The organism is Thioalkalivibrio sp. ALE25, assembly GCF_000377285.1.
Lineage (GTDB): Bacteria > Pseudomonadota > Gammaproteobacteria > Ectothiorhodospirales > Ectothiorhodospiraceae > Thioalkalivibrio.
In genome coordinates, this window is the sequence record NZ_KB897929.1 from 41,487 (window position 1) to 62,679 (window position 21,193).

The following is a 21,193-nucleotide window of genomic DNA, read 5'->3' on the forward strand; positions in this document are numbered from 1 at the left end:
TCCGGCCCCTCACAGGAGAATCATCATGACCAGCTATCTCTCCATCGAACACGTCCACAAGACCTTTGGCGAAGGCCCGACGGCCACCGAGGTGCTGCGCGACGTCGACCTGCACGTGGACCGCGGCGAGTTCATCTCCATCATCGGCCACTCCGGCTGCGGCAAGTCGACGGTGCTCAACATCGTCGCCGGGCTGCTGGAGACCAGCACCGGCGCGGTGATCCTGGATGGCAAGGAGGTCAGCAAGCCGGGTCCGGATCGCAGTGTCGTGTTCCAGAACCACTCCCTGCTGCCCTGGCTGACCGTGCGCGACAACGTGGCGCTGGCGGTGGACAAGACCTTCAAGGGCACCAAGTCCGCCGCCGAACGCCGCGAGTGGATCCTGCAGACGCTGGATATGGTCGGCATGAGCCACGCGCTGGACAAGCGCCCGGACGAGATCTCCGGCGGCATGAAGCAGCGCGTGGGCATCGCCCGGGCGCTGGCGATGGAGCCGAAGGTCCTGCTGATGGACGAACCCTTCGGCGCGCTTGACGCGCTGACCCGGGCGCACCTGCAGGACGAGGTGATGCGCATCCAGTCGGAGCTGGGCAATACCGTGCTGATGGTCACTCACGACGTGGACGAGGCGGTGTTGCTGTCCAACCGCATCGTGATGATGACCAACGGCCCGGCGGCGACCATCGGCGAGATTCTGGAGATCGACCTGCCGAAGCCGCGCGAGCGCCTGGCGATGGCCGACAACGCCGATTACAACCACTACCGGGCCGAGGTGCTGCGCTTTCTCCACGAGCGCCACAAGAACCCCGAGTCGGAGGCCGCGTGATGGATACCGCGAACGACAAGCCGCGGCTGGTCCTGATCGGCAACGGCATGGCCGGAATGCGCACGGTCGAGGAGCTTTTGAAGCTCAAGCCGGACATGTACGACATCACCGTGTTCGGTGCCGAGCCCTGGGGCAACTACAACCGCATCATGCTCTCGCCGGTACTGGCCTCGGAGAAGACCGTCGACGAGATCATGCTGAACGACGATGCCTGGTATGCCGAACGCGGCATCACCCTGCACAAGGGCAAGCGCATTGAGCGGATCGACCGCGTAAACCGGCGGGTGATCGCCGAGGACGGCACCGAGGCGCCCTATGACCGCCTGCTGCTGGCGACCGGCTCCGACCCGGTGATGATCCCGGTGCCGGGGCACGAACTCGAGGGCGTGGTCGCCTTCCGCGATATCCACGACGTGGACGCGATGCTCGCGGCCAGTCGCGCACACCGGCATGCGGTGGTGATCGGCGGTGGCCTGCTAGGCCTGGAGGCCGCCAACGGTCTGATGCGCCAGGGCATGGAGGTCACCGTGGTGCACCTGATGGATCACCTGATGGAGCGCCAGTTGGATGCCGAGGCCGCCGGGATGCTGCGCGGCTCGCTGGAGCAGCGCGGCATGCGTTTTCGCATGGCGCACCAGACCGAGACGATCCTGGGCGAGGACCGCGTCACCGGCGTGCGCTTCACCGACGGCAGCGAGGTCGATGCCGATCTGGTGGTGATGGCGGTCGGCATCCGCCCGAACACCGCGCTGGCCGAGTCCGCCGGGCTGCACTGCGAGCGCGGCGTGGTGGTGAACGACACCATGCAGACCTATGACCCGTCGATCTATGCGGTCGGCGAGTGCGTGCAGCACCGCGGCGCCACCTACGGCCTGGTCGCGCCCCTGTGGGAGCAGGCGAAGGTCTGCGCCAACCACCTGGCCGAGTACGGCATCGGGCGTTACGAGGGCTCGATGACCTCCACCAAGCTGAAGGTGACCGGGATCGACCTGTTCTCTGCCGGCGACTTCACCGGCGACGAGACCACCGAGGACCTGGTGTTCAAGGATGCCGCGCGCGGCGTCTACAAGCGCCTGGTGCTGAAGGACAACCGGATCCAGGGGGCGGTGCTGTACGGCGATACCCTGGACGGCTCCTGGTACTTCCAGCTGATGCGCGATGCCACGCCGGTGGCCGACATCCGCGAGAACCTGCTGTTCGGCCAGGCGCATATCGGTGACTCCGGCCACGGCGACGAGGCCTCGCGGGTCGCGGCGATGCCCGACGAGGCCGAGATCTGCGGCTGCAACGGCGTGTGCAAGGGCGAGATCGTCCAGGCAATCAGCGAGCACAAGCTGTTCACGCTGGAGGACGTGCGCGCCCACACCAAGGCGTCGAACTCCTGTGGCTCCTGCACCGGGCTGGTGGAGTCCGTGCTCGCCACCACGCTGGGCGGCGACTACTCCGACGCCCCGGCGAAAAAGCCGGTCTGCGCCTGCACCGACTACAGCCACGACGAGGTGCGCGCGGCGATCAGCCGCGACGGGCTGAAGACCATGGACGCGGTGTTCGAGGCCCTCGACTGGAAGACCCCGAACGGCTGCCATGTCTGCCGCCCGGCGCTCAACTACTACCTGCTGGCGGCCTGGCCGAAGGACTACCAGGACGACGCCCAGTCGCGCTTCATCAACGAGCGTGCCCACGGCAACATCCAGAAGGACGGCACCTATTCGGTGGTACCGCGCATCTGGGGCGGGGTAACCACCCCGGCCGAGTTGCGCGCGATCGCCGAGGTGGCCGAGCGCTACCAGGTGCCTACGGTCAAGTTTACCGGCGGCCAGCGCATCGACCTTTTGGGGGTGAAGAAGCCCGATCTGCCGGCGATGTGGCGCGATCTTGGCGCGGCCGGGTTCGTCTCCGGCCATGCCTACGGCAAGGCCCTGCGCACGGTGAAGACCTGTGTCGGCTCCGAGTGGTGCCGTTTCGGCACTCAGGACTCCACCGGCCTCGGCATCCAGCTGGAACGGATGACCTGGGGCTCCTGGACCCCGCACAAGTTCAAGATGGCGGTCTCCGGCTGTCCGCGTAACTGCGCCGAGGCGACGATCAAGGACCTGGGCGTGGTCTGCGTGGACTCGGGCTACGAGCTGCACGTGGGCGGCAACGGCGGGGTGAAGGTCCGCGCCACCGACTTCCTCTGCAAGGTGGAAACCGAGACCGAGGTGCTCGAATACGCAGGGGCCTTCATGCAGTTCTATCGCGAAGACGCGCGCTACCTGGAGCGCACCGCCCCGTGGATCGAGCGCGTCGGGCTGACCCGCGTGAAGGAACGCCTGGTGGACGACGCCGAGAACCGCGCCGCGCTGTACGCCCGCTTCCTGGAGTCGCAGGAAGTGGCGCAGGTGGACCCCTGGGCCGAGCGGGCCGCCGGGCATGCGGCGCACGAGTTTATCCCTATCAAGCCGGTGGACGCGGCCCCGCGCCAGGGGGTGTCGGCATGAGCTGGCTCGCGATCTGTCCGCTCGAGGACATCCCGTCGCTGGGCGCGCGCGTAGTGGCGGGCCCGAACGGCGACATCGCCGTGTTCCGCACCGCCGATGACCGCGTGTTTGCCCTGCGCGACCAGTGCCCGCACAAGGGCGGGCCGCTGTCGCAGGGCATCGTCCACGGCGAGCGCGTGACCTGCCCGCTGCACAACTGGGTGATCGACCTGCAGTCCGGGGAGGCCACCGGCGCGGATAGCGGCTGCACCCATGCCTTCCCGATCCGGGTGACCGACGGTCAGGTGTGGCTGGATCTCTCCGGCGCCACGGGCGACTCCGCGGACGATACCGCTGCGGTGCTCGTCGCCTGCCGCGAGGCGGGCTGAGATGGCCACGGCCGAGCCGGTGACCCGCACCACCTGCCCCTACTGCGGGGTGGGCTGCGGCGTGGAGGTGACCGCGACGCCGGAAGGCGAGTTTCCGGTCGCGGTGCGCGGCGATCCCGCCCATCCGGCGAATGCCGGGCGCCTGTGCTCCAAGGGCGCGGCACTGGCCGAGACCCTCGGCGACGAGGGCCGGCTGCTCCACCCGGAGATCGGCGGGCGGCGTGTCGACTGGGAGGCCGCGCTGGATCATGTGGCGAACGGCTTTCGCGAGACTATCGCGGCGCACGGGCCGGATGCGGTCGCGCTGTACGTCTCCGGGCAGATCCTGACCGAGGACTACTATGTCGCCAACAAGCTGATGAAGGGCTTCATCGGCTCGGCCAATATCGACACCAACTCCCGGCTTTGCATGTCCACGGCCGTGGCCGCCCATACCCGCGCCTTCGGGGTGGATGGCGTGCCGGGGAGCTATACCGACCTCGAGCAGGCCGATCTGGTCGTGGTGACGGGCTCCAACATGGCCTGGGCCCACCCGGTCCTGTTCCAGCGCCTGCAGGCCGCCCGCGCGGCGCGGCCCGGGATGAAGCTGGTGGTGATCGACCCGCGGCGCACGGCCACCGCCCAGGCGGCCGACTTGCACCTGCCGCTGGCGCCGGGCACGGATGCCTGGCTGTTCAACGGCCTGCTGGACCACCTGCGCCGGGAGGATGCGCTGGACCCCGGCTTCCTGGAGCGCCACGTCGACGGCTTTGCCGATGCCCTGGCGGCCGCGCGGGCCTCCAGCCCGTCGATCGCCGCGACCGCCGAGGCCTGCGAGCTGGAGCCGGAGGCGGTGGCGACGTTCTTCCAGTGGTTTGCCCGTACCGAACGCACCGTGACCGCCTTCTGCCAGGGCATCAACCAGTCCGACAGCGGCGTGGACAAGGCCGGGACGATCCTCAACGTCCACCTGGCCACCGGCCGCATCGGGCGCCCGGGCATGGGCCCGTTCTCGCTGACCGGCCAGCCGAACGCGATGGGCGGGCGCGAGGTCGGCGGACTGGCCAGCCAGCTGGCCGCGCATATGGGCTTCGACGACGCGGCCCTGGACCGGGTCGGGCGTTTCTGGGGCGCGCCGAATCTCGCCCGCCAGCCGGGGCTGAAGGCGCTGGACCTGTTCCGCGCGGTCGAGTCGGGGCAGGTGAAGGCGGTCTGGATCATCGGCACCAATCCGCTGTTCAGCCTGCCCGAGGCCGCGCGCTTCGAGCAGGCCCTGGCCGAATGCCCGCTGGTCGTGGTCTCCGACTGCGTGCGCGAGACCGAGACCACGCGGGTGGCCGACGTCCTGCTGCCGGCGACCACCTGGGGCGAGAAGGACGGCACGGTAACCAACTCCGAGCGCCGCATCTCGCGCCAGCGCCCGTTCCGGGCGCCCCCGGGCGAGGCCCGCCACGACTGGTGGGCGCTGGCCCGAGTCGCGCAGCGGCTGGGTTTCGCCGACGCCTTTCCCTATACCCATCCGGGCGAGATCTTCCGCGAGCATGCGGCGCTGTCCGCCTTCGAGAACCACGGCACGCGCGACTTCGACATCGGCGCACTGGCCAGGCTGTCCGACGCCGAGTACGAGGCCCTGGAGCCGGTGCAGTGGCCGCTGCCGGCGGGGAGTCGGACGGGCGCCGAACACCTCTATGCCGATGGCCGTTTCTTCACCGCCAATGGCCGGGCGCGGCTCGCGGCCGTGACTCCGCAGGCCCCGACCGACCCCGTCGCTGCCGACTATCCGCTGCGCCTGAACACCGGCCGCATCCGTGACCAGTGGCACAGCATGACCCGTACGGGATGCACCCCGCGCTTGAGTGCGCATCAGCCGGAGCCGTTCGTCGAGATCCATCCGGTGGATGCCGGGCTGTTCCGGGTCCAGGCCGGCGATCTCGCCGAGGTGACCAGTCGCCACGGACGCCTGCTGGCGCGGGTACAGGTGAGCCGCGAGCAGCGCCCGGGCAGCGTGTTCGTGCCCATGCACTGGAGCCGGCCGATCGCGCGGCTCGCCCGGGTCGATGCGCTGGTGCCCGCGCATGTCGACCCGGTCTCCGGTCAGCCGGCGTTCAAGCACACGGCTGTGGCCGTGTGCCCGGCGGCGCTGGACTGGCACGGCTTCGTGCTGAGCCGCGAGCCGGTCGCTGCGCCCGCAGCCGACTATGCGGTCACCGCCCGTGGTCCCCGGCACCTGCGCATCGAACTGGCCGGGCGGGGCGCACCGCCCACGATGGATGCGTGGCGCGAACGCCTGGACGGGCCGGGGGAATGGCTGGAGTTCGCCGATCCCGCCGGGGGCCGCTACCGCGCCGCGCGGATCCACGAGGGCCGGCTCGCCTGCGTGCTGTTCGCGGGTCCCGACCGGGGCCTGCCCGAGCGCGAGTGGCTGGCGGGCCTGTTCGCGGCCGAGACCATCAGCGATACCGAGCGCATGGCGCTCCTGACCGGGCGACCGCCGAACGGGCAGGTCGCGCGCGGGCGCATGGTGTGTGCCTGCTTCGGCGTGGACGAGACGCGAATCCGAGCCGCGATCCGCGAGCAGGGGCTGGCCACCTGCGAGGCCGTGGGTGCGTCCCTCGAGGCGGGGACCAACTGTGGCTCCTGCCGACCCGAGATCCAGACCCTGTTGAATGAAGAAGCCGAGGTGCCCACGAACCCCGTGGCGCGGGAGGGATAAGCATGGAACACCTGCCGATTTATATGCAGTTGCACGGCCGCGAGGCCCTGGTGGTCGGGGCCGGGCCGGTGGCCACGCGCAAGGCCGCGTTGCTGCTGGAGGCCGGGGCGCGAGTGCGCCTGCGCTCCCCCGAGTACAGCGAGGCCGCCGAGCGCCTGCTGCGCGAGAAAACGGGGTCGATCAGACGCGATCCGGGGGTCTATGACACCGAATGCCTGGATCGTGTGGCGATCGTGATTGCTGCCACCGACGATGCGGCGGTCAACCGCCAGGTCTCGGAGGACTGCGTCGCGCGCTCGATCCCGGTGAACGTGGCCGACCAGCCCGAGCTTTGCAGCTTCATCCTGCCGGCGATCGTGGAGCGCGGGCCGCTGACCATCGCGATCGGCTCCGGCGGCCGCGCCCCGGTGCTGGTGCGCCTGCTGCGCGCGAAGATCGAGAGCCTGATCCCGGCCGGCTATGGTCGGCTGGCCGATCTCGCCGGGCGGCTTCGCGACCGGGTGCGCGCCCGTTTCGAGCACGTGAACGCCCGCCGCGCCTTCTGGGAGCGGGCCTTTGCCGGGCCGGCCACCGAGCTGGCGCTGGCCGGGCGCATGGACGCGGCCGAGGCGCGCCTGGAACAGGAACTGGCGGACGCCGCGGCTAGTACGCCGGGCGAGGTCTACCTGATCGGCGCCGGGCCGGGCGATCCCGACCTGCTGACCTTTCGCGCGCTGCGCCTGCTGCAGCAGGCGGATGTGGTCGTCTACGACCGGCTGGTGTCCTCCGAGGTGGTGAACCTGGCCCGGCGCGAGGCCGAGCGCTTCTATGTCGGCAAGGAGCGCGACCATCACTGCGTGCCGCAGGAGGAGATCAGCGCGCTGCTCTCCCGGCTGGCGCGCGAGGGCAAGCGGGTGGCGCGGCTGAAGGGCGGCGACCCGTTCGTGTTCGGCCGGGGCGGCGAGGAGCTGGACGTGCTGGCGCGCGACGGCGTGGCCTACCAGGTCGTGCCCGGCATTACCGCGGCCAGCGGCTGCGCCGCCTATGCGGGCATACCGCTGACCCACCGCGACCATGCCCAGTCGGTGCGGTTCATCACCGGCCATACCCGCGAAGGGCGGCTGGATGTGGACTGGTCGCAGTTGACCAGTACCCGCGAGACCCTGGTGTTCTACATGGGCCGCAAGGGGGTGGGCGAGATCTGCCGGGGGCTGAAGGGTGCCGGCCGCGCCGGACAGACCCCGGCGGCGATCATCGAGAACGGCACCACCGCCCGCCAGCGCGTGGTTAGCGGCACGCTGGATACGCTGGCCGCGCGTGCCGAGCGCGAGCAGGTGGGTTCGCCCAGCCTGATCGTGATCGGCGAGGTAGCGGCCTGCCACGCACGCTTGGCCTGGTTCCAGCCGGATGCCGGGGCCGCCACGGTATTCCCGCAGCCGATGCCCATGTCGGGGCCGGGCCCGCGGGCCGCGGCGGCGAGCGCGGCGTGACGGCCGCATCCGTCCTGCCGGAGGCGGCGGCCAGTGGCCTTGCGGGTCGCCGGGTGGCCCTGCCGGAGAGCCGGGCGCTGGAGGTCTTCGCCGGCCTGCTGGAGCGGCGCGGGGCCGAGGTCTGGCGCTGCCCGCTGATCGCGATCCACGACAGCCCCGACCGCACGGCGATCGAGGCCTGGCTGCACAGGGCGATCGAGGCGCCGTTCGACCGCCTGATCTTTCTGACCGGCGAGGGCTTCACCCGCCTGACTGGCTTTGCCCGGAGTGCCGAACGCGAGGACGCCTGGCTGGCCGCCGTGGCGCGGACGCCGACCCTGGTGCGCGGCCCCAAGCCCGGGCGGGCGATGAAGCCCTTCGGCGTGCGGCCGGATGCGGTCGCGGCCGCGCCGACGACCGAGGGCATCATCGAAACCCTTTCTGGGCAGGACATGGCCGGACAGCGTATCGGGGTGCAGCTCTACGGTGCGGAACCCAATCGCCGCCTGCTCGGGTTCCTGGAGCAGGCCGGCGCCGAGGTCTTCCCGGTCTGGCCCTACCGCTATGCGGACGCCGCCGAGACCGGGCGCGTGACCGGGCTGATCGAGGCCCTGATCGCGGGGGAGGTGGATGCGATCGCCTTCACCAGTCAGGCCCAGGTGCGACGTCTGCTGGCGGTCGCCCGGGCCGATGATCGTCACGATGCGTTGCGGGCGGCGCTGGAGGGAACCGTCGTCGCCGCGATCGGCCCGGTGGTGGCCGAGGAACTGCGCACCCACGGCATTTCTCCCGCGGTGGTCCCCGAAGGCCGCTACTTCATGAAGCCGCTGGTCTCGGCGCTCACCCGACATCTGCGGGCGGCTGCGTAGGGAACTTGTAGCGCGGGCGGATAGCCCACGGATTGAATCCCCTGCGGTGATCCGGGCCATGAAACCAACGTCCACACGGCGTTCGCGCCGATCCTTCCTGCGCTGGATGGCCGGCTCTGCTCTGGTGGTCGGGGCGGGCTGGCCGGTGGTCGCGGGTGCCTCCGAAGGCCGTGAACCGCAGCGCAAGCCGATCCCGTCGTCGGGGGAGCGTATCCCGGTGATGGGCATGGGGACCTGGATCACCTTCAACGTGCCGGAGGACCCGGATGCGCTGGCGGTGCGCACGCGCATCCTCGACACCTTCATCCGTCGCGGCGGCGGAATGATCGACTCCTCCCCGATGTACGGCCGCGCCGAGGCGGTGGTGGGCCACGGGCTGCGCGAGCTGGGGCATCCGGAAGGTGCCTTCGCGGCCACCAAGGTCTGGACGCGCAGCACCGCTACTGGGCGCGAGCAGCACGCGAAATCCCGGGAGCTGTGGGGCGTCGACACCCTCGACCTGCAGCAGGTGCACAACCTGCAGAACTGGGAGGCCCACCTGGAGACGCTGAGCGAGCGCCGCGCGGCGGCGGAGCTGCGCTATATCGGCGTGACTACCTCGCACGGACGCCGCCACGACGAGCTGGAGCGTATCCTGCGGCGCGAGGAGCTGGACTTCGTGCAGCTGACCTACAACATCCTCGACCGCGAAGCGGAACAGCGCCTGCTGCCGCTGGCGCGCGAACACGGGGTGGCGGTGATCGCCAACCGGCCGTTCCGGCGCAAGGCGCTGATCAATCAGTTCGAGGGTCATCCTCTGCCGGACTGGGCGGCGGAGATCGAATGCGCGAACTGGCCGCAGTTCCTGCTCAAGTTCATCGTCTCGCATCCGGACGTCACCTGCGCGATCCCGGCGACCTCGGTCGTGGCGCACATGGAGGAGAACATGGGCGCGCTGTACGGCCCGCTTCCGGATGCCGATATGCGCAGCCGCATGGTCGCCTACGTCGGCGCCCTGTAGGAGGCCAGCCCTCTGGCCGACGAGTCTTGTCGCACGCCGAATCGGCCAGAGGGCTGGCCTCCTACAGTAATGATTTTCAACCTATGGATACGGGGTAGATAGATGCTGCCGTTCGATAGCGCCACCTGGCTGGCCATCCTGGGCCAGTACAACGCCGCCATCTGGCCACTGCACGCGGTCGGCGCCCTCCTTGCGCTGGTGGCCGTCGCGCTCGCGTTCACGTTCAGGCGCGGGGCAGCCCGCGTCTTGGGCCTGATGCTGGGCGTGCTGTGGATCTGGACCGGAGTGGTCTTCTTCGGCGGCTCGCTCGCACCCTTCCACTTCGCCTCCGAATGGCTGGCCGGGGTGTTCGTCGCCCAGGGCCTGATGCTGCTGTTCGCGCTGACCCTGATGGGGCAGGCCCGCTTCGGCTGGCCCGGCGGGCTGGCGGGCAGCGGCGCGGTCTTGATGATCGTCTACGCGCTGGCCGGCTATCCATTGCTCGAGCTCGCGCTGACCGGCACACCCTGGGCCCAGTTGCAGTACTTCGGCGTCGCGCCCGGTCCCACCATGCTGCTGACGCTCGGGCTCCTGCTATTCGCCGGCCCGCGGCCCCCGCTGGTGCTGGCCATCATCCCGCTCCTGTGGGCGCTGGTCACCGGATACATCGCCTGGGAGCTGGGCCTCTGGCTGGAATACCTGCCGGCCGCGCTGGGTGTGCTCACCTTCGTGTTGCTGCTGGTTCGCTGGCTGCGTTCGGGTGATCGGGCTCGTTAAGATGACGGCTGATCCCGACAAGGAGACCGTCATGTCCATCGAAGTGATCCATCGGCCGGAGCAGGACCATCTGGAGCGTCTGGGGGTGTTCGACTGGCCGGTGTGGGAGAAGGAGGTTTCGACCTTCCCCTGGCACTACGACGAGCGCGAGGTCTGCTACATCCTGGAGGGTCAGGTGACGGTGACGCCGGATGATGGAGGCGAGCCCGTCACCGTGGGCGAGGGCGATCTGGTGACCTTCCCCGAGGGTATGGGCTGCACCTGGGAGATACACCGCGACATCCGCAAGCACTACCGCTTCGGCTGAGCCCCCCGCATTCGGGTCGGTTTGGCCCGTGTAACGTTACGGATTACAGTGCAAGTGTCTGCCAGGGAAGGCCGATGATCAGGAAGATTCGTCACAAGGGACTGAAGCGCCTGTACATGTGAACCGCAACCGGGTTGTCACCTTCACGTTCAGTGGAGACGATGCGGATCAGGTGGATCATGAAGACTGCCATTGAGCCTCAGGAACACGCGGCGATGCGGAACCCGCCCCACCCAGGGCGGATCCTGCGCCGGCGTGTGCTGCCCGGGCTGGGTCTTTCGGTGACGGAGTTTGCGCAGCATCTGGGGATGTCCCGCAACGCGGTCTCGCGTGTCCTGAACGAACATGCCGCGATCTCCCCGGACTTTGCCGTGCGCCTCGAGAGCGGTGGCATCGGCGAGGCGCGCCACTGGCTCACCATGCAGACGAACTTCGATCTGGCGCGGGCCGAATCCCGCGACGAGAACCACATCCGGCGCTTCGCGGCCGCTTGATTGTGGCGGGCCCTTGCGGTCAGCCGCATTGGGCAAGAAGTTCAGCCAGTCGAAGCGTCGGTTCGCGCCCGGGCTGGCAGCAACCGCCAGCACAGGGTGCGGTTGCGCGCAGCGACAAGCACCTTCGGGTCCACGATCCCCCGGCTTTGTCATCCCGGAAACCGCGCAGCGGTTATCCAGGATCTCCGCGGTTGGGGGTGTCCCGACGTGGGAGATCCCGGCTCTTCGCTGCGCTGCGGCCGGGATGACGAGGGGGGTAGTGCGGTGGCCGGGGTTGCTCCATCGAGGAACAGGGCCTGGGAGTAGTCCCCCGAGCTTGGGCTTCCTGCGCCGGGCTGTCGCCGGTACGGCTGACGCGCGGCGCCAATCAGGAAGGAAAAGGATTTCGCTCACGCCCTTCCCGCAGTTTTTGTGGGAGCGCGCGTGCGCGCGAATGCAGGGCCCGATCCGGGGCTGACGCCGGTTCGCGGCCAAGGCCGCTCCCACAGGGGCTTTAGCGGGCGAGCCAGTGGGTGTCGAGGGAGGTGTTGAAGGTCTCCTCGACGCGGCGCAGGTAGTAGAGCATGTCGACCGGCAGGTTGATGCCGTCGTGCATCTGCAGGGGGTAGAGGTCGGCGGCGATCACGCAGTCGGCGATGGACGGGTGGCCCAGGTAGAAGCGACTGGCGGCCAGGTGCTTGGCCAACTCCGGCAGGTGGCTTAGTTTGGCGAGCTGGTTGTAGCCGTCGTAGCGGTCGTTGGCCAGTTCCTCCAGCGACATGCCGAAGCGGTGCTGCACCTGGGCCTTGAAGTCGGCCAGGGCCTCGGCGCTCTCGCCGATGCCGTGAAAGCCCGGTGCCAGCGGGGCGTAGAGGCGGTCTAGTACGATCTCCACCTTGGCGCGCCAGTCCACCAGGGCCTGCCAGGCGTCTTCGGCGATCACGCCGTCGGACAGCGGCTCGCCGGTCGGGAACAGGCGGTCAATGTCGCGCAACGCGGCGAGCGTGTCGGTGACCAGGGAGCCGTCATCCATCTGCAGGATCGGCGACTGGCGCGCCACGCCCAGTTCGAAGAAGGTCTCGTCGTCGAACCAGTCCAGCGCGCGGGTTTCGAGCTCCACACCCTTGTAGCCACAGGCCAGGCGCAGGCGGTCGGCCTTGGCGTCGTGCGGAAAGTGGTAGAGCGTGGCCACGGGGCTATTTCCCGCGCTGGGCGTGGCTCAGGATGAAGTCCCACTGCTCCTGGGTGATCGGCATGACCGACAGGCGGTTGCCGCGGCGTACCAGCGGGCAGTCCTCGAGCTGCGGCTGCTGCTTCAGCCAGTCGAGGGTGACGATATCGCCGAATTTTTCCTCGAAGGCGACGTCCACCCGCAGCCAGCGCGGGTTGTCCGGGTCGCTTTTCGGGTCGTAGTGCGGGTCTTCGGGGTCGAAGGCGCAGGAGTCCGGGTAGGCCTCTTTCTCGATGCGCAGGATGCCGACGATGCCCGGTGGCTTGGCGTTGGAGTGGTAGAAGAAGGCGAGATCCCCCTTCTTCATCTCGTCGCGCATCATGTTGCGCACCTGGTAGTTGCGGATGCCGTCCCAGGGCTCCACGCCGACGCGCTCCAGGTCGTCGATGCTGAACTCGTCGGGCTCGGACTTCATCAGCCAGTAGGCCATGCGGGCTCCTCGTGCCAAATCAGGGGTGGGCTCAGGTGTGTGTATTGTGCCGCGCGCGGTCCGGCAGCGCATGCCAGCCCTGTTCGGTCACGACGGCGTCCAGCGGGACGTCCCAGGGCTGGGTGGGCAGCGCCGGCACGCCCTGCAGCGAGTGTGCCACGCCGATCAGCTTCGGCCGGCGGATGCCGAAGCGGCGCCGGGCGAAGTAGCGGTCGTAGTAGCCGGCGCCCATGCCCATGCGGTTGCCAGCCGTGTCGAAGGCCACCAGGGGCATCAGTACCACCTGCATCTCGCGGCGCCAGATGCGCGGGGCATCGGGGCAGGGTTCGGCGATGCCGAAGCCGTTGTGGCACAGCGCATCCCCGGGCCCCCAGACATGGAAGTGCATGCGGCCGGGGCGCTTGTCGTCCATCACTGGCAGGGCGATGCGGGAGCCGCGTCCGGCCAGGGCGACGGTCAGCGGGGTCAGGTCCACCTCGCCGCGCAGGCCGCGATAGGCGCCGACGCAGCGGGGCTGCCAGCGCTCGAACCAGCGCAGCAGGTGTTCGCAGATGGCGGCGGAGTGCTGGTCGAGCTGGGCGTCCGACAGCGCGGCGCGGGCACGGCGCAGGCGCAGCCGCAGGGCGCGCAGATCGTCGGGCGATAGCGAATCGTGAACGGAGTCGGTTTCCGCTGGCATAGAGGGATCGGTATGGAGAGACGGGATCAAAAGGAAGTGGACGCGCCCCGCGGGCGCCGGCGTGACCTTTGACCTTGAACCTGAGGTTCAGGTGGGAGAAGTCTCCGAATCTTTAGGCTTTCCGCTCGAAGACGGACCTGCACAGCGAAACGGAAGTACTCGGTCCCGTGGTGAAGAATTAAGGCTCAAGGGTACCACCGGGCCACAATCGAACGCCGCAGCGACGCGTCCGGCTCCATTATGGACCAATCGCCCCGGGGTGCGCGCAACCCCCGTGACAGTGGGGGATCCACGGGGATATGAGTGCTTCAGCACTGCTCCCAGGGCAGGCCGTGGTAGCGCCAGCCGCCGCGGGTGGAGCGCTGGTGATGTTCGTCCAGCGGGCCCTCGAAGCCTTCCTCTACCGAAAAGACATGTTCGATGCCGGCATCCACCAGGGCCTGGCCGGCATCCAGCGTGCGCTTGCCGCTGCGGCAGATCAGGTATAGGGCCGGGGCTTCGTCGCTGTGGTCGCTGACGCCGCCCAGCAGCAGCTTGCGGACCTGGGGCACGAACTGCGGGTTCACCGTCCAGTCCGGTTCGTCGATCCAGGGGATGTGGACCGAACCGGTCGGATGGCCGACGAACAGGTATTCCATGGTCGAGCGGATGTCGATCAGCAGGTCCCGTGGGCGTGCCTGCAGCCGCTCGTAGGTCTCCACCGGCGAGATGCGAATGGGGGTTCTGGCAGGGTTGTCTGGGGGCATGGTCTCGATCCGGCTATCGGGGTGGGCGCCGTCCCTGGCGCCCGAGTGGACTACATCACGAAGTCGAGACGTTCCTGGACCCGGTCGATCCCGGCTTGCGCGCATTCCTCGTCGAGGTCGCCGCCCGGCGCTCCGGAGACGCCTACTGCGCCCAGCATGCTGCCGGCCGCTTCGATGGGTAAGCCCCCGGCCAGCATGATGATGCCGTCCACGTGGTTCATCTCCATGCGGATGTCTTCGCGGTTGTCGCGGAAGTTGGCGGAGGTGGTGCCGGACATGGTCACGGCGCGAGCCTTGTCGCCGGCGATCTGGATGGTCTGCACGCCCGCCATGCGATCGCGCAGGACCACCTGGTCGTTGCCGGCCCGGTCGACCACGACGACCGAGGTCTGGTAGCCCATGTCGCGGCAGGCCTCGACGGCGCCCATGGCGATGTCATTGGCCAGCTCCAGGGTCATGAAGCGCTGGGTGTAGACGTCATCGGCCTGGGCGCTGCTGGCCAGGCCCAGGCAGAGGGCGGCAACGGCGCCGGTGGCGAGTCGGGTCAGGGATTTCGGCATGGTGTCCTCCTTATTATGGTTTCGGATGCTGCACACCGATCATGGCAGATAGGGGACGGGGTTGCCGAGGGCTGCATTCCACAGGCTGCCGACCGGCCGCCGGGTAGGGGAACAGGCGACAGCCGCGCCGCCCGCGGCTACACTACGCGCATGTCGGGAAACAGCTTTGGACGACTGTTCGTCGTCAGTACCTTTGGTGAGAGTCACGGGCCGGCCCTGGGCGCGGTGGTGGACGGTTGTCCGCCCGGTCTGGAGCTGTGCGAGGCGGATCTGCAGTTCGATCTCGACCGCCGCCGGCCGGGGCAGTCGCGCCACACTACCCAGCGGCGCGAGCCGGACCAGGTGCGAATCCTCTCGGGCGTGTTCGAGGGTCGCACCACCGGCACGCCGATCGGGCTGCTGATCGAGAACGTGGATCAGCGTTCCAAGGACTACAGCGAGATCATGGATCGCTTCCGTCCCGGGCATGCGGACTACACCTACCATCAGAAATACGGCGTGCGCGACTATCGCGGCGGCGGGCGCAGCTCCGCGCGCGAGACGGCGTTGCGGGTTGCGGCCGGCGGCATCGCCCGGCGCTACCTTGAACAGCGCTACGGCATCACCATCCGCGGCTGGCTGTCCCAGCTGGGCCCGATCGCGCTGGAGGCGAAGCAGCCGGAGATCGCCAACGACAACCCGTTCTTCTCCCCGGACCCGGACAAGGTGCCGGAGCTGGAGGAGTACATGGACGCCCTGCGCAAGTCGGGCGACTCCATCGGCGCGCGGGTCACCGTCGAGGCCACCGGCGTGCCGGCCGGCTGGGGCGAGCCGGTATTCGACCGCCTGGATGCCGAGCTGGCGCATGCGCTGATGAGTATCAATGCGGTGAAGGGCGTGGAGATCGGCGCGGGCTTTGAGTCCGTGACCCAGCGCGGCACCGAGCACCGTGACGAGATCACCCCCGAGGGTTTCCTCTCCAACCACGCCGGCGGCGTGCTGGGCGGGATCAGCACCGGCCAGGCGGTGCGCGCCAGCATCGCGATGAAGCCGACCTCCAGCATCCGTCTGCCCGGGCGCAGCATCAACACCGCGGGCGAGCCGGTCGAGGTGGTGACCAAGGGGCGGCACGACCCCTGCGTGGGCATCCGCGCGACCCCGATCGCCGAGGCGATGATGGCCCTGGTGCTGATGGATCACGCTCTGCGCCATCGCGGGCAGAACGCCGACGTGGCGGATACGGGCCTCGCACTGCGCGATCATTCCGGCGAATGACGCGGCCGTCCGGCCGTAGTCTCCTGAACCGCTAGGGCCCCTGCAATGGCCGTGACGCAGAACGCGCGCCTGTCCGGGGTCTATTTCTTCTACTTCGCCAGCCTCGGTGCGTTCATGCCGTTCTGGGGGCCGTATCTCTCCGAGGAGGGGTTCAGCGGCGCCCAGATCGGCGAACTGATGGCGATCGTGCTGGCGACCAAGATCATCGCCCCGAACGTCTGGGGATGGCTGGCGGATCGCGCCGGCGCGCACATGCCGATCGCGCGCTGGGGCGCGCTGGGCGGGGCGGTGGCCTTTGCCGGGGTGCTGCTGTACACCGGCTACTGGTGGCTGGCGGTGGTGATGGCCGCCTACAGCTTCTTCTGGAATGCGATCCTGCCGCAGTTCGAGGCGACCACCATGCGCTCGCTGGGGCAGGATGCGCACCGCTATGCCCTGGTGCGGCTATGGGGGTCGGTGGGTTTTATCGTCGCGGTGGCGCTGCTGGGCTGGGCCTTCGATCACATCGACGTGGCCTGGCTGCCGTGGATCGTGCTGGCGATCCTGATCGCGGTGGTGGCGGCCGCGCAGTTCGTGCGCGAACCGGCGCGCAACCACGAGGAAGACAACAACGCCCCGCCGCTGCTGACCGTGCTGCGCCGGCCGGAGGTGATCGCGCTGTTCGTGGCCTGCTTCTTCATGCAGGCCAGCCATGGGCCGTACTACGCCTTCTTCACCCTGTACCTGGAACAGGCCGGGTTCTCGCGCGCGGTGGCCGGGCAGCTGTGGGCGCTGGGGGTCGCGGCCGAGGTGGTGCTGTTCCTGCTGATGCCGCGGCTGATCCTGCGTTTCGGGGCCTGGCTGCTGGTGTCGGCAGCGCTGGTGCTGACCACGCTGCGCTGGGGGCTGCTGGCGGCGGTGCCGGATTCGTTGCCGATGCTGATGTTCATCCAGGTGCTGCATGCGGCCAGCTACGGGGTGTACCACGCGGCGGCGATCTCGCTGATCCACTATTTCTTCCCGGGCCGGCTGCAGGGGCGCGGGCAGGCGCTGTACTCCTCGCTGGCCTTCGGGCTGGGCGGGGCGATGGGCTCGCTGGTGGCCGGTTATCTGTGGGACGGCATCAGCCCCGCCTCGGTGTACGTGTTCGCGGCGTTCCTGGCGGCGGCCGGGGTGATCGCCTCGGTGTACGGCGAATGGCGTTTCCGCACCCCGGTGCGAACCCTGTAACTGGCACGTTGCGGCAAAGCTTCGTAGGGTGCGCATACCCCGATGGAACGACAGAACCGGATGGAACAAACGATGATTCGAATTGCGATTGCGGGCGCCGGCGGGCGCATGGGCCAGAACCTGGTGCAGGCGGTGGACGAGCACCCCGAGGCGCAGCTGGGCGCGGCCAGCGAGCGGCCGGGTAGCGAGGCGATTGGAGAGGTCGTCGGTCAGGAGGGCCAGGTGCGCCTGGTCGAGGATCTGGCAACCGTGACCGACGACTTCGACGTGCTGATCGACTTCACCGCGCCGCAGGCCACCATGCAGCACCTGGATCTGTGCGCGCGCGCCGGCAAGGCCCTGGTGATCGGGACCACCGGTCTCGACGCGGAGCAGGAGCAGCGTCTGCGCGATGCGGCGGCCACGATGCCGGTCGTGTACGCGCCGAACATGAGTGTCGGGGTGAACCTGACCTTCAAGCTGGTGGAGCTCGCGGCCCGGGCGCTGGGCGACAGCGTGGACGTCGAGATCCTGGAGGCGCATCACCGGCACAAGGTGGATGCGCCCTCCGGTACCGCGCTGAAGCTGGGGCGTGTGGTCGCGGAGACGCTGGGACGGGACCTGGAGCACGATGCCGTGTATGGCCGCGAGGGCCAGACCGGCGCCCGCGACCGTCGCACCATTGGCTTCGCCACGGTACGTGGCGGCGACATCGTGGGGGAACACACGACGCTGTTCGCGGGCGATGGCGAACGCGTGGAGATCACCCACAAGGCCTCCAGCCGGACCGTGTTTGCTTCCGGTGCAGTGCGGGCCGCCGTCTGGCTGGCTGGTGCTGGCAATGGGCTGTTCGATATGCAGGATGTACTGGGGTTGCGGGACCTCTAACCAGCGGCGCCGACAGGCGCTTCATCGGCCTCAGTATCCTTTGCTGTCCGTGTCTCGGTGCCTTCGTCTAGCCGCCTTCCTCGTGGTGGCTGGTCCTGGTTCGACATCCGGTGTTTAGGGTGCCTTCGGTCCGCCGCTTGCGCTGTATTGAAGGCTGGTCCCGGTTCATCCTTCGGTGTTTACGCTGCCTTCGGTCCACGTACTGCCGTGCGCTGACTCGCCAGCGCGCCCCGAGGCACTTTCTTGCTTGCCCAAGAAAGTGCCCAAAGAAGGGCACCCGGATTTCGCCCGGGAACCTTGCTCCGGACGTGCTGGGCCGGCGGCGCTGAACTCGCTGCGCCTTCGGCTCCGCTCAGACATCCAGCGCCCCGAATTTATAGAAAACGGGCCGGCCCGAGAACCCTTCCGCAAGGGGCTCCATACGGGAGGCGAAGGTCAAATCCGAACAAATCCCCACCTTTATGCCTAACCATAGGCAACGCCGTCCGAAAGCCCCAAGCGCCCGCTGCGCGGGCGCGGCAAGCAACGGCCGAAGGCCGAGCGTGCCCAGATGTCCGAAGACCTAGCCTTCGTCCACTCGCAATATCGTCGGGACGGCCGTTGTTTGAAAAGCAGCCTATAGAAAACGGGCCGGCCCGAGAACCCTTCCGCAAGGGGCTCCATACGGGAGGCGAAGGTCAAAACCGACCGTATCCCTACGCTTACGCCTAACCATAGGCACCGCCACCTGAAAGCCCCCGGCGCCCGCTACGCGGGCGCGGCACGCAACGGCCGAAGGCCGAGCGTGCCCAGATGTCCGAAGACCTAGCCTTTGTCCACTCGCAATATCGTCGGGACGGCCGTTGTTTTGACCTGCCTCCCCGTTGTCGTCGCGCCGAGCGGAGAGGGTTTTCGCGGGATCAGAGGCGCTGGATGTCTGAGCGGAGCCGAAGGCGCAGCGAGTTCAGCGCCGCCCGCGAAAACCCTCGGAGCGAGGGAAACCCCGGCCCGCGAAGCGGGCCGGGGTCGCGGCAGTCGGGCGTGTTTCTTGGTGACTTCTTTGCACGAGCAAAGAAGTCACTCGGGGCGCGCTGGCGAGTCAGCGCACGGCAGTACGTGGACCGAAGGCACGTAAACACCAGAGGACGAACCAGGCCTAGCTAAAAATCGGCAGGTTGCGGACCGAAGGCACCGTAAACACCGGAGGACGAACCAGGACCAGCCACCACGAGGCAGGCGGCCGACCGAAGCCTCCGTAAACACCGGATGATGAATATGGGTTAGCGGGTGGCGGGCCGTCCCCGGGCCGGGCATGGCCGGGAAAAGGGGAGGGCGGCGGGGCGCCGCCGATGGCGCTAGCGCGACGAGCCCAGGGTTTGTTCGATGCGGTCGGCGAGGGCGACCAGCCGCGCCGAACTGCCGGCGGAGTCGCCGCCGGCCTTCTGCTGCTGGCATTCCAGCAGCTCGTGCGCCAGGTTCAGCGCCACCATCACCGCGATGCGCTCGGCCCCCACCACGCGGCCGCCATCACGCAGCTCGCGCATGCGTTCGTCAATCAGAGATGCGGAGGCAAACAGGTCGGCACGCTCGTCGGGCGGGCAGGCGATCTGGTACTCCTTGCCCATGATGGAGACGCGGACGGGTTCGGACTGGCTCATTCGCTGTGCTCCATCGAGCGCAGGCGCGCGATCATGTTCTCGACCCGGTGGCGCGCCTGCTCATTGCGCTCCTTGAAGGCCGCGCGCTCGCCCTTGAGCTGGCGGACCTGCTCCTGCAGGAGGTGGTTTTCCTCGCGCAGGGCCGCGTGCTCCTCCAGCAGGCGCGTGATTGCGGCCTCCAGGCGTTCGGTCGGGTCGATCGCGGAATCGTCGTTCGGCTGCATGGCCTCGGTCCCGGTTGGCAGGCGGCCTTCGCCGCAGGGCGTGTGATCCATGGAGTCTAGGAGGGCTTCGCGCGAAGCGTCAACTTGGGTCATCTTCTTGCTGGAACACCTTCACTTTTTGCGGGTCGCATACTTGCCGTTCCGGGGTTTGTTGCGGCCTGGTGCCCGCGCTGGCCACAATACGGCGAATCCCGTTCCCAGAAAGTGTTGCTGCCCATGACCCAGCCCCCCGAACCCGGCCCCGAGGCCACCGTGATCGAGGGTACGGCCCATAACGGAAAGCCGTGCCGGATCGTCGACAACACGGGGACCGTGCCGCACGCGGAGCTGGAACAGCTGTTGAACGCCTTGATCGAAGAGAAACGCTTCGGTCTCAATATGCTGTCCTCCACCGGTTCCAGCGCGATCAAGCTGGGCGAGCCGCAGTTTACGCACCTGCAGGTGGGTGACGATCTCTATCGCTTCCTGCTGTTCCCTTACGAAGCGCGGCTGGAGAGCTTCTGATGGTCGGCGACCCAGGCACCGGCAACGCGAAGGCGCAGGACGGGCTGGAGCGCGATCCCGTCGCCCTGCGCGAACAGCTGGAGCACGGACTGCGCAGCATGGGCTTCGCGCAGACGCCGGCCTCCGCCCACGGGCTGTTCACCGGCTGCCTGGTGGCGGACCTGGGCGCCGACGTCGACGCCCTGGTGCGCAGCCTGGGCGAGGCCCTGCCGCTGACCGAAGGCGCGGGGGACCGCTTCGGCAAGACCGTGGAAGCGATCCGGCGCGCGCTGCTGGCCCAGCTGTATGACGTAGAACTGGGCTTCGGCCCACTGCTGCCGGAGGACGAAGCCATCGAGGCGCAGGCGCAGGCCCTGTCGGAATGGGTGGACGGCTTCATCGCCGGGCTGGGGCAGACGCCGCGTCTGGGCAAACTCAAGCCCTCGGCCGAGGCCAGCGAGATCCTGCGTGATTTCGCGGAGATCGCGCGCATCGAACTGGAGCCGGACGACGACGAGGAAAACGCCGCCGCCTTCGAGGAGCTCAATGAATATGTGCGCGTGGGCGTTTTGCTGATCGCCGACGAGCTGGCCCCGGACGACCCGAAACGGATCCCGATGCAATGACCTCGACGCGACGCAGCCCCCGGCCCGG

23 protein-coding genes, 1 other RNA gene and 1 pseudogene are annotated in these 21,193 nt (G+C 68.7%); 15 read left to right on the forward strand and 10 right to left on the reverse strand.

The genetic code is table 11. The annotated features are described in order from the left end of the window. Nucleotides 1–25 precede the first annotated feature (25 nt). The 10 genes from C996_RS0105280 (at nt 26) to C996_RS0105330 (ending at nt 11,240) form a co-directional block, all read left to right on the forward strand. A complete protein-coding gene (locus C996_RS0105280; RefSeq protein ID WP_018866408.1) occupies nt 26–826 on the forward strand; it encodes an ABC transporter ATP-binding protein in 801 nt (266 codons plus the stop codon). Continuing rightward, nucleotides 826–3,306 carry a nitrite reductase large subunit NirB gene (gene nirB / locus C996_RS0105285; protein WP_018866409.1) on the forward strand — a complete coding sequence of 827 codons (2,481 nt, stop codon included), beginning with the start codon at nt 826–828 and terminating at the stop codon, nt 3,304–3,306. Before C996_RS0105280 ends, nirB begins: the two co-directional genes overlap by 1 nt. Continuing rightward, the gene (gene nirD / locus C996_RS0105290) at nt 3,303–3,674 is read left to right on the forward strand and encodes a nitrite reductase small subunit NirD (protein ID WP_018866410.1); all 372 of its coding nucleotides are present in this window, start codon (nt 3,303–3,305) and stop codon (nt 3,672–3,674) included. The genes nirB and nirD overlap by 4 nt, the downstream gene beginning before the upstream one ends. Before the next feature lies 1 nt (nt 3,675). After that, nucleotides 3,676–6,366 carry a nitrate reductase gene (locus C996_RS0105295; RefSeq protein ID WP_018866411.1) on the forward strand — a complete coding sequence of 897 codons (2,691 nt, stop codon included), beginning with the start codon at nt 3,676–3,678 and terminating at the stop codon, nt 6,364–6,366. 2 nt (nt 6,367–6,368) lie between these two features. Further along, nucleotides 6,369–7,835: a siroheme synthase CysG gene (gene cysG / locus C996_RS0105300; protein WP_018866412.1), complete on the forward strand. Its 1,467-nt coding sequence runs from the start codon at nt 6,369–6,371 to the stop codon at nt 7,833–7,835. Further along, nucleotides 7,832–8,683: a uroporphyrinogen-III synthase gene (locus C996_RS0105305; RefSeq protein ID WP_026279214.1), complete on the forward strand. Its 852-nt coding sequence runs from the start codon at nt 7,832–7,834 to the stop codon at nt 8,681–8,683. The genes cysG and C996_RS0105305 overlap by 4 nt, the downstream gene beginning before the upstream one ends. Nucleotides 8,684–8,741: 58 nt before the next feature. Further along, nucleotides 8,742–9,683: an aldo/keto reductase gene (locus C996_RS0105310; protein ID WP_026279215.1), complete on the forward strand. Its 942-nt coding sequence runs from the start codon at nt 8,742–8,744 to the stop codon at nt 9,681–9,683. Between the two features lie 102 nt (nt 9,684–9,785). Next, nucleotides 9,786–10,439, forward strand: coding sequence for a DUF6064 family protein (locus C996_RS0105315; protein WP_018866415.1), 654 nt, complete (start codon nt 9,786–9,788; stop codon nt 10,437–10,439). 31 nt (nt 10,440–10,470) lie between these two features. Beyond that, complete coding sequence (locus C996_RS0105320) at nt 10,471–10,746, forward strand: cupin domain-containing protein (protein ID WP_012982192.1); 276 nt, start codon at nt 10,471–10,473, stop codon at nt 10,744–10,746. 215 nt (nt 10,747–10,961) lie between these two features. After that, nucleotides 10,962–11,240 (forward strand): HigA family addiction module antitoxin, encoded by a 279-nt coding sequence (locus C996_RS0105330; RefSeq protein WP_018866417.1) that lies wholly within the window; start codon nt 10,962–10,964, stop codon nt 11,238–11,240. A 493-nt stretch (nt 11,241–11,733) separates the two neighbouring features. Here the strand turns inward: C996_RS0105330 and C996_RS0105335 are convergent, their stop codons facing one another. From C996_RS0105335 to C996_RS0105355, 6 genes are all read right to left on the reverse strand, one after another. Further along, complete coding sequence (locus tag C996_RS0105335; protein ID WP_018866418.1) at nt 11,734–12,411, reverse strand: glutathione S-transferase family protein; 678 nt, start codon at nt 12,409–12,411, stop codon at nt 11,734–11,736. Nucleotides 12,412–12,415: 4 nt separating this feature from the next. Then, the gene (locus C996_RS0105340; RefSeq protein WP_018866419.1) at nt 12,416–12,880 is read right to left on the reverse strand and encodes an EVE domain-containing protein; all 465 of its coding nucleotides are present in this window, start codon (nt 12,878–12,880) and stop codon (nt 12,416–12,418) included. Between the two features lie 31 nt (nt 12,881–12,911). Then, entirely contained in the window at nt 12,912–13,559 is a 648-nt protein-coding gene (locus C996_RS0105345; RefSeq protein WP_018866420.1) for a 5-formyltetrahydrofolate cyclo-ligase, read from the reverse strand. Nucleotides 13,560–13,600: 41 nt separating this feature from the next. Next, a non-coding RNA gene (ssrS, locus tag C996_RS14070) (6S RNA) lies at nt 13,601–13,786 on the reverse strand. A gap of 81 nt (nt 13,787–13,867) precedes the next feature. Continuing rightward, entirely contained in the window at nt 13,868–14,305 is a 438-nt protein-coding gene (locus C996_RS0105350; protein ID WP_018866421.1) for a rhodanese-like domain-containing protein, read from the reverse strand. A 50-nt stretch (nt 14,306–14,355) separates the two neighbouring features. Continuing rightward, the gene (locus C996_RS0105355) at nt 14,356–14,865 is read right to left on the reverse strand and encodes a heme-binding protein (RefSeq protein ID WP_018866422.1); all 510 of its coding nucleotides are present in this window, start codon (nt 14,863–14,865) and stop codon (nt 14,356–14,358) included. Between the two features lie 150 nt (nt 14,866–15,015). Here C996_RS0105355 and aroC point away from each other — a divergent pair, with 150 nt between their 5' ends. From aroC to dapB, 3 genes are all read left to right on the forward strand, one after another. Continuing rightward, nucleotides 15,016–16,119, forward strand: coding sequence for a chorismate synthase (gene aroC / locus C996_RS0105360; protein WP_018866423.1), 1,104 nt, complete (start codon nt 15,016–15,018; stop codon nt 16,117–16,119). A 45-nt stretch (nt 16,120–16,164) separates the two neighbouring features. Beyond that, nucleotides 16,165–17,328 (forward strand): MFS transporter, encoded by a 1,164-nt coding sequence (locus C996_RS0105365; RefSeq protein WP_018866424.1) that lies wholly within the window; start codon nt 16,165–16,167, stop codon nt 17,326–17,328. A 72-nt stretch (nt 17,329–17,400) separates the two neighbouring features. Continuing rightward, complete coding sequence (gene dapB, locus C996_RS0105370) at nt 17,401–18,195, forward strand: 4-hydroxy-tetrahydrodipicolinate reductase (RefSeq protein ID WP_019592969.1); 795 nt, start codon at nt 17,401–17,403, stop codon at nt 18,193–18,195. A 352-nt stretch (nt 18,196–18,547) separates the two neighbouring features. On the opposite strand, the gene C996_RS14745 is transcribed toward dapB, so the two are convergent. The 4 genes and pseudogenes from C996_RS14745 to C996_RS0105380 form a co-directional block, all read right to left on the reverse strand. Further along, the gene (locus tag C996_RS14745) at nt 18,548–18,745 is read right to left on the reverse strand and encodes a hypothetical protein (RefSeq protein WP_081623675.1); all 198 of its coding nucleotides are present in this window, start codon (nt 18,743–18,745) and stop codon (nt 18,548–18,550) included. A gap of 80 nt (nt 18,746–18,825) precedes the next feature. Further along, a pseudogene (locus C996_RS14845) lies at nt 18,826–19,010 on the reverse strand (hypothetical protein); the annotation flags it as partial. Nucleotides 19,011–19,529: 519 nt separating this feature from the next. Further along, on the reverse strand, nt 19,530–19,832 hold the full coding sequence (locus C996_RS0105375) for a cell division protein ZapA (protein ID WP_018866426.1): 303 nt from the start codon (nt 19,830–19,832) through the stop codon (nt 19,530–19,532). After that, nucleotides 19,829–20,056 carry a cell division protein ZapB gene (locus C996_RS0105380; protein WP_024326430.1) on the reverse strand — a complete coding sequence of 76 codons (228 nt, stop codon included), beginning with the start codon at nt 20,054–20,056 and terminating at the stop codon, nt 19,829–19,831. The genes C996_RS0105375 and C996_RS0105380 overlap by 4 nt, the downstream gene beginning before the upstream one ends. 216 nt (nt 20,057–20,272) lie before the next feature. Between C996_RS0105380 and C996_RS0105385 the strand changes: the two genes are divergently transcribed. Both C996_RS0105385 and C996_RS0105390 read left to right on the forward strand, forming a co-directional pair. After that, nucleotides 20,273–20,560 (forward strand): hypothetical protein, encoded by a 288-nt coding sequence (locus C996_RS0105385; protein WP_017941481.1) that lies wholly within the window; start codon nt 20,273–20,275, stop codon nt 20,558–20,560. Beyond that, nucleotides 20,560–21,165, forward strand: a complete 606-nt coding sequence (locus C996_RS0105390) for a UPF0149 family protein (RefSeq protein WP_018866428.1) — start codon at nt 20,560–20,562, stop codon at nt 21,163–21,165. The genes C996_RS0105385 and C996_RS0105390 overlap by 1 nt, the downstream gene beginning before the upstream one ends. The last annotated feature ends 28 nt before the right edge of the window (nt 21,166–21,193 follow it).

Excerpts from the sequence above, each read along its gene's own strand:
- C996_RS0105380 (WP_024326430.1), bottom strand. The coding sequence starts at position 20,056 with ATGCAGCCGAACGACGATTCCGCGATCGACCCGACCGAACGCCTGGAG.
- C996_RS0105390 (WP_018866428.1), top strand. The coding sequence starts at position 20,560 with ATGGTCGGCGACCCAGGCACCGGCAACGCGAAGGCGCAGGACGGGCTG.
- dapB (WP_019592969.1), top strand. The coding sequence starts at position 17,401 with ATGATTCGAATTGCGATTGCGGGCGCCGGCGGGCGCATGGGCCAGAAC.
- C996_RS0105320 (WP_012982192.1), top strand. The coding sequence starts at position 10,471 with ATGTCCATCGAAGTGATCCATCGGCCGGAGCAGGACCATCTGGAGCGT.
- C996_RS0105295 (WP_018866411.1), top strand. The coding sequence starts at position 3,676 with ATGGCCACGGCCGAGCCGGTGACCCGCACCACCTGCCCCTACTGCGGG.
- C996_RS0105315 (WP_018866415.1), top strand. The coding sequence starts at position 9,786 with ATGCTGCCGTTCGATAGCGCCACCTGGCTGGCCATCCTGGGCCAGTAC.
- aroC (WP_018866423.1), top strand. The coding sequence starts at position 15,016 with ATGTCGGGAAACAGCTTTGGACGACTGTTCGTCGTCAGTACCTTTGGT.
- C996_RS0105310 (WP_026279215.1), top strand. The coding sequence starts at position 8,742 with ATGAAACCAACGTCCACACGGCGTTCGCGCCGATCCTTCCTGCGCTGG.
- C996_RS0105385 (WP_017941481.1), top strand. The coding sequence starts at position 20,273 with ATGACCCAGCCCCCCGAACCCGGCCCCGAGGCCACCGTGATCGAGGGT.
- C996_RS0105365 (WP_018866424.1), top strand. The coding sequence starts at position 16,165 with ATGGCCGTGACGCAGAACGCGCGCCTGTCCGGGGTCTATTTCTTCTAC.
- C996_RS0105340 (WP_018866419.1), bottom strand. The coding sequence starts at position 12,880 with ATGGCCTACTGGCTGATGAAGTCCGAGCCCGACGAGTTCAGCATCGAC.
- nirB (WP_018866409.1), top strand. The coding sequence starts at position 826 with ATGGATACCGCGAACGACAAGCCGCGGCTGGTCCTGATCGGCAACGGC.
- C996_RS0105350 (WP_018866421.1), bottom strand. The coding sequence starts at position 14,305 with ATGCCCCCAGACAACCCTGCCAGAACCCCCATTCGCATCTCGCCGGTG.
- C996_RS0105280 (WP_018866408.1), top strand. The coding sequence starts at position 26 with ATGACCAGCTATCTCTCCATCGAACACGTCCACAAGACCTTTGGCGAA.
- C996_RS0105355 (WP_018866422.1), bottom strand. The coding sequence starts at position 14,865 with ATGCCGAAATCCCTGACCCGACTCGCCACCGGCGCCGTTGCCGCCCTC.
- C996_RS0105330 (WP_018866417.1), top strand. The coding sequence starts at position 10,962 with ATGCGGAACCCGCCCCACCCAGGGCGGATCCTGCGCCGGCGTGTGCTG.
- C996_RS0105375 (WP_018866426.1), bottom strand. The coding sequence starts at position 19,832 with ATGAGCCAGTCCGAACCCGTCCGCGTCTCCATCATGGGCAAGGAGTAC.
- nirD (WP_018866410.1), top strand. The coding sequence starts at position 3,303 with ATGAGCTGGCTCGCGATCTGTCCGCTCGAGGACATCCCGTCGCTGGGC.
- cysG (WP_018866412.1), top strand. The coding sequence starts at position 6,369 with ATGGAACACCTGCCGATTTATATGCAGTTGCACGGCCGCGAGGCCCTG.
- C996_RS0105345 (WP_018866420.1), bottom strand. The coding sequence starts at position 13,559 with ATGCCAGCGGAAACCGACTCCGTTCACGATTCGCTATCGCCCGACGAT.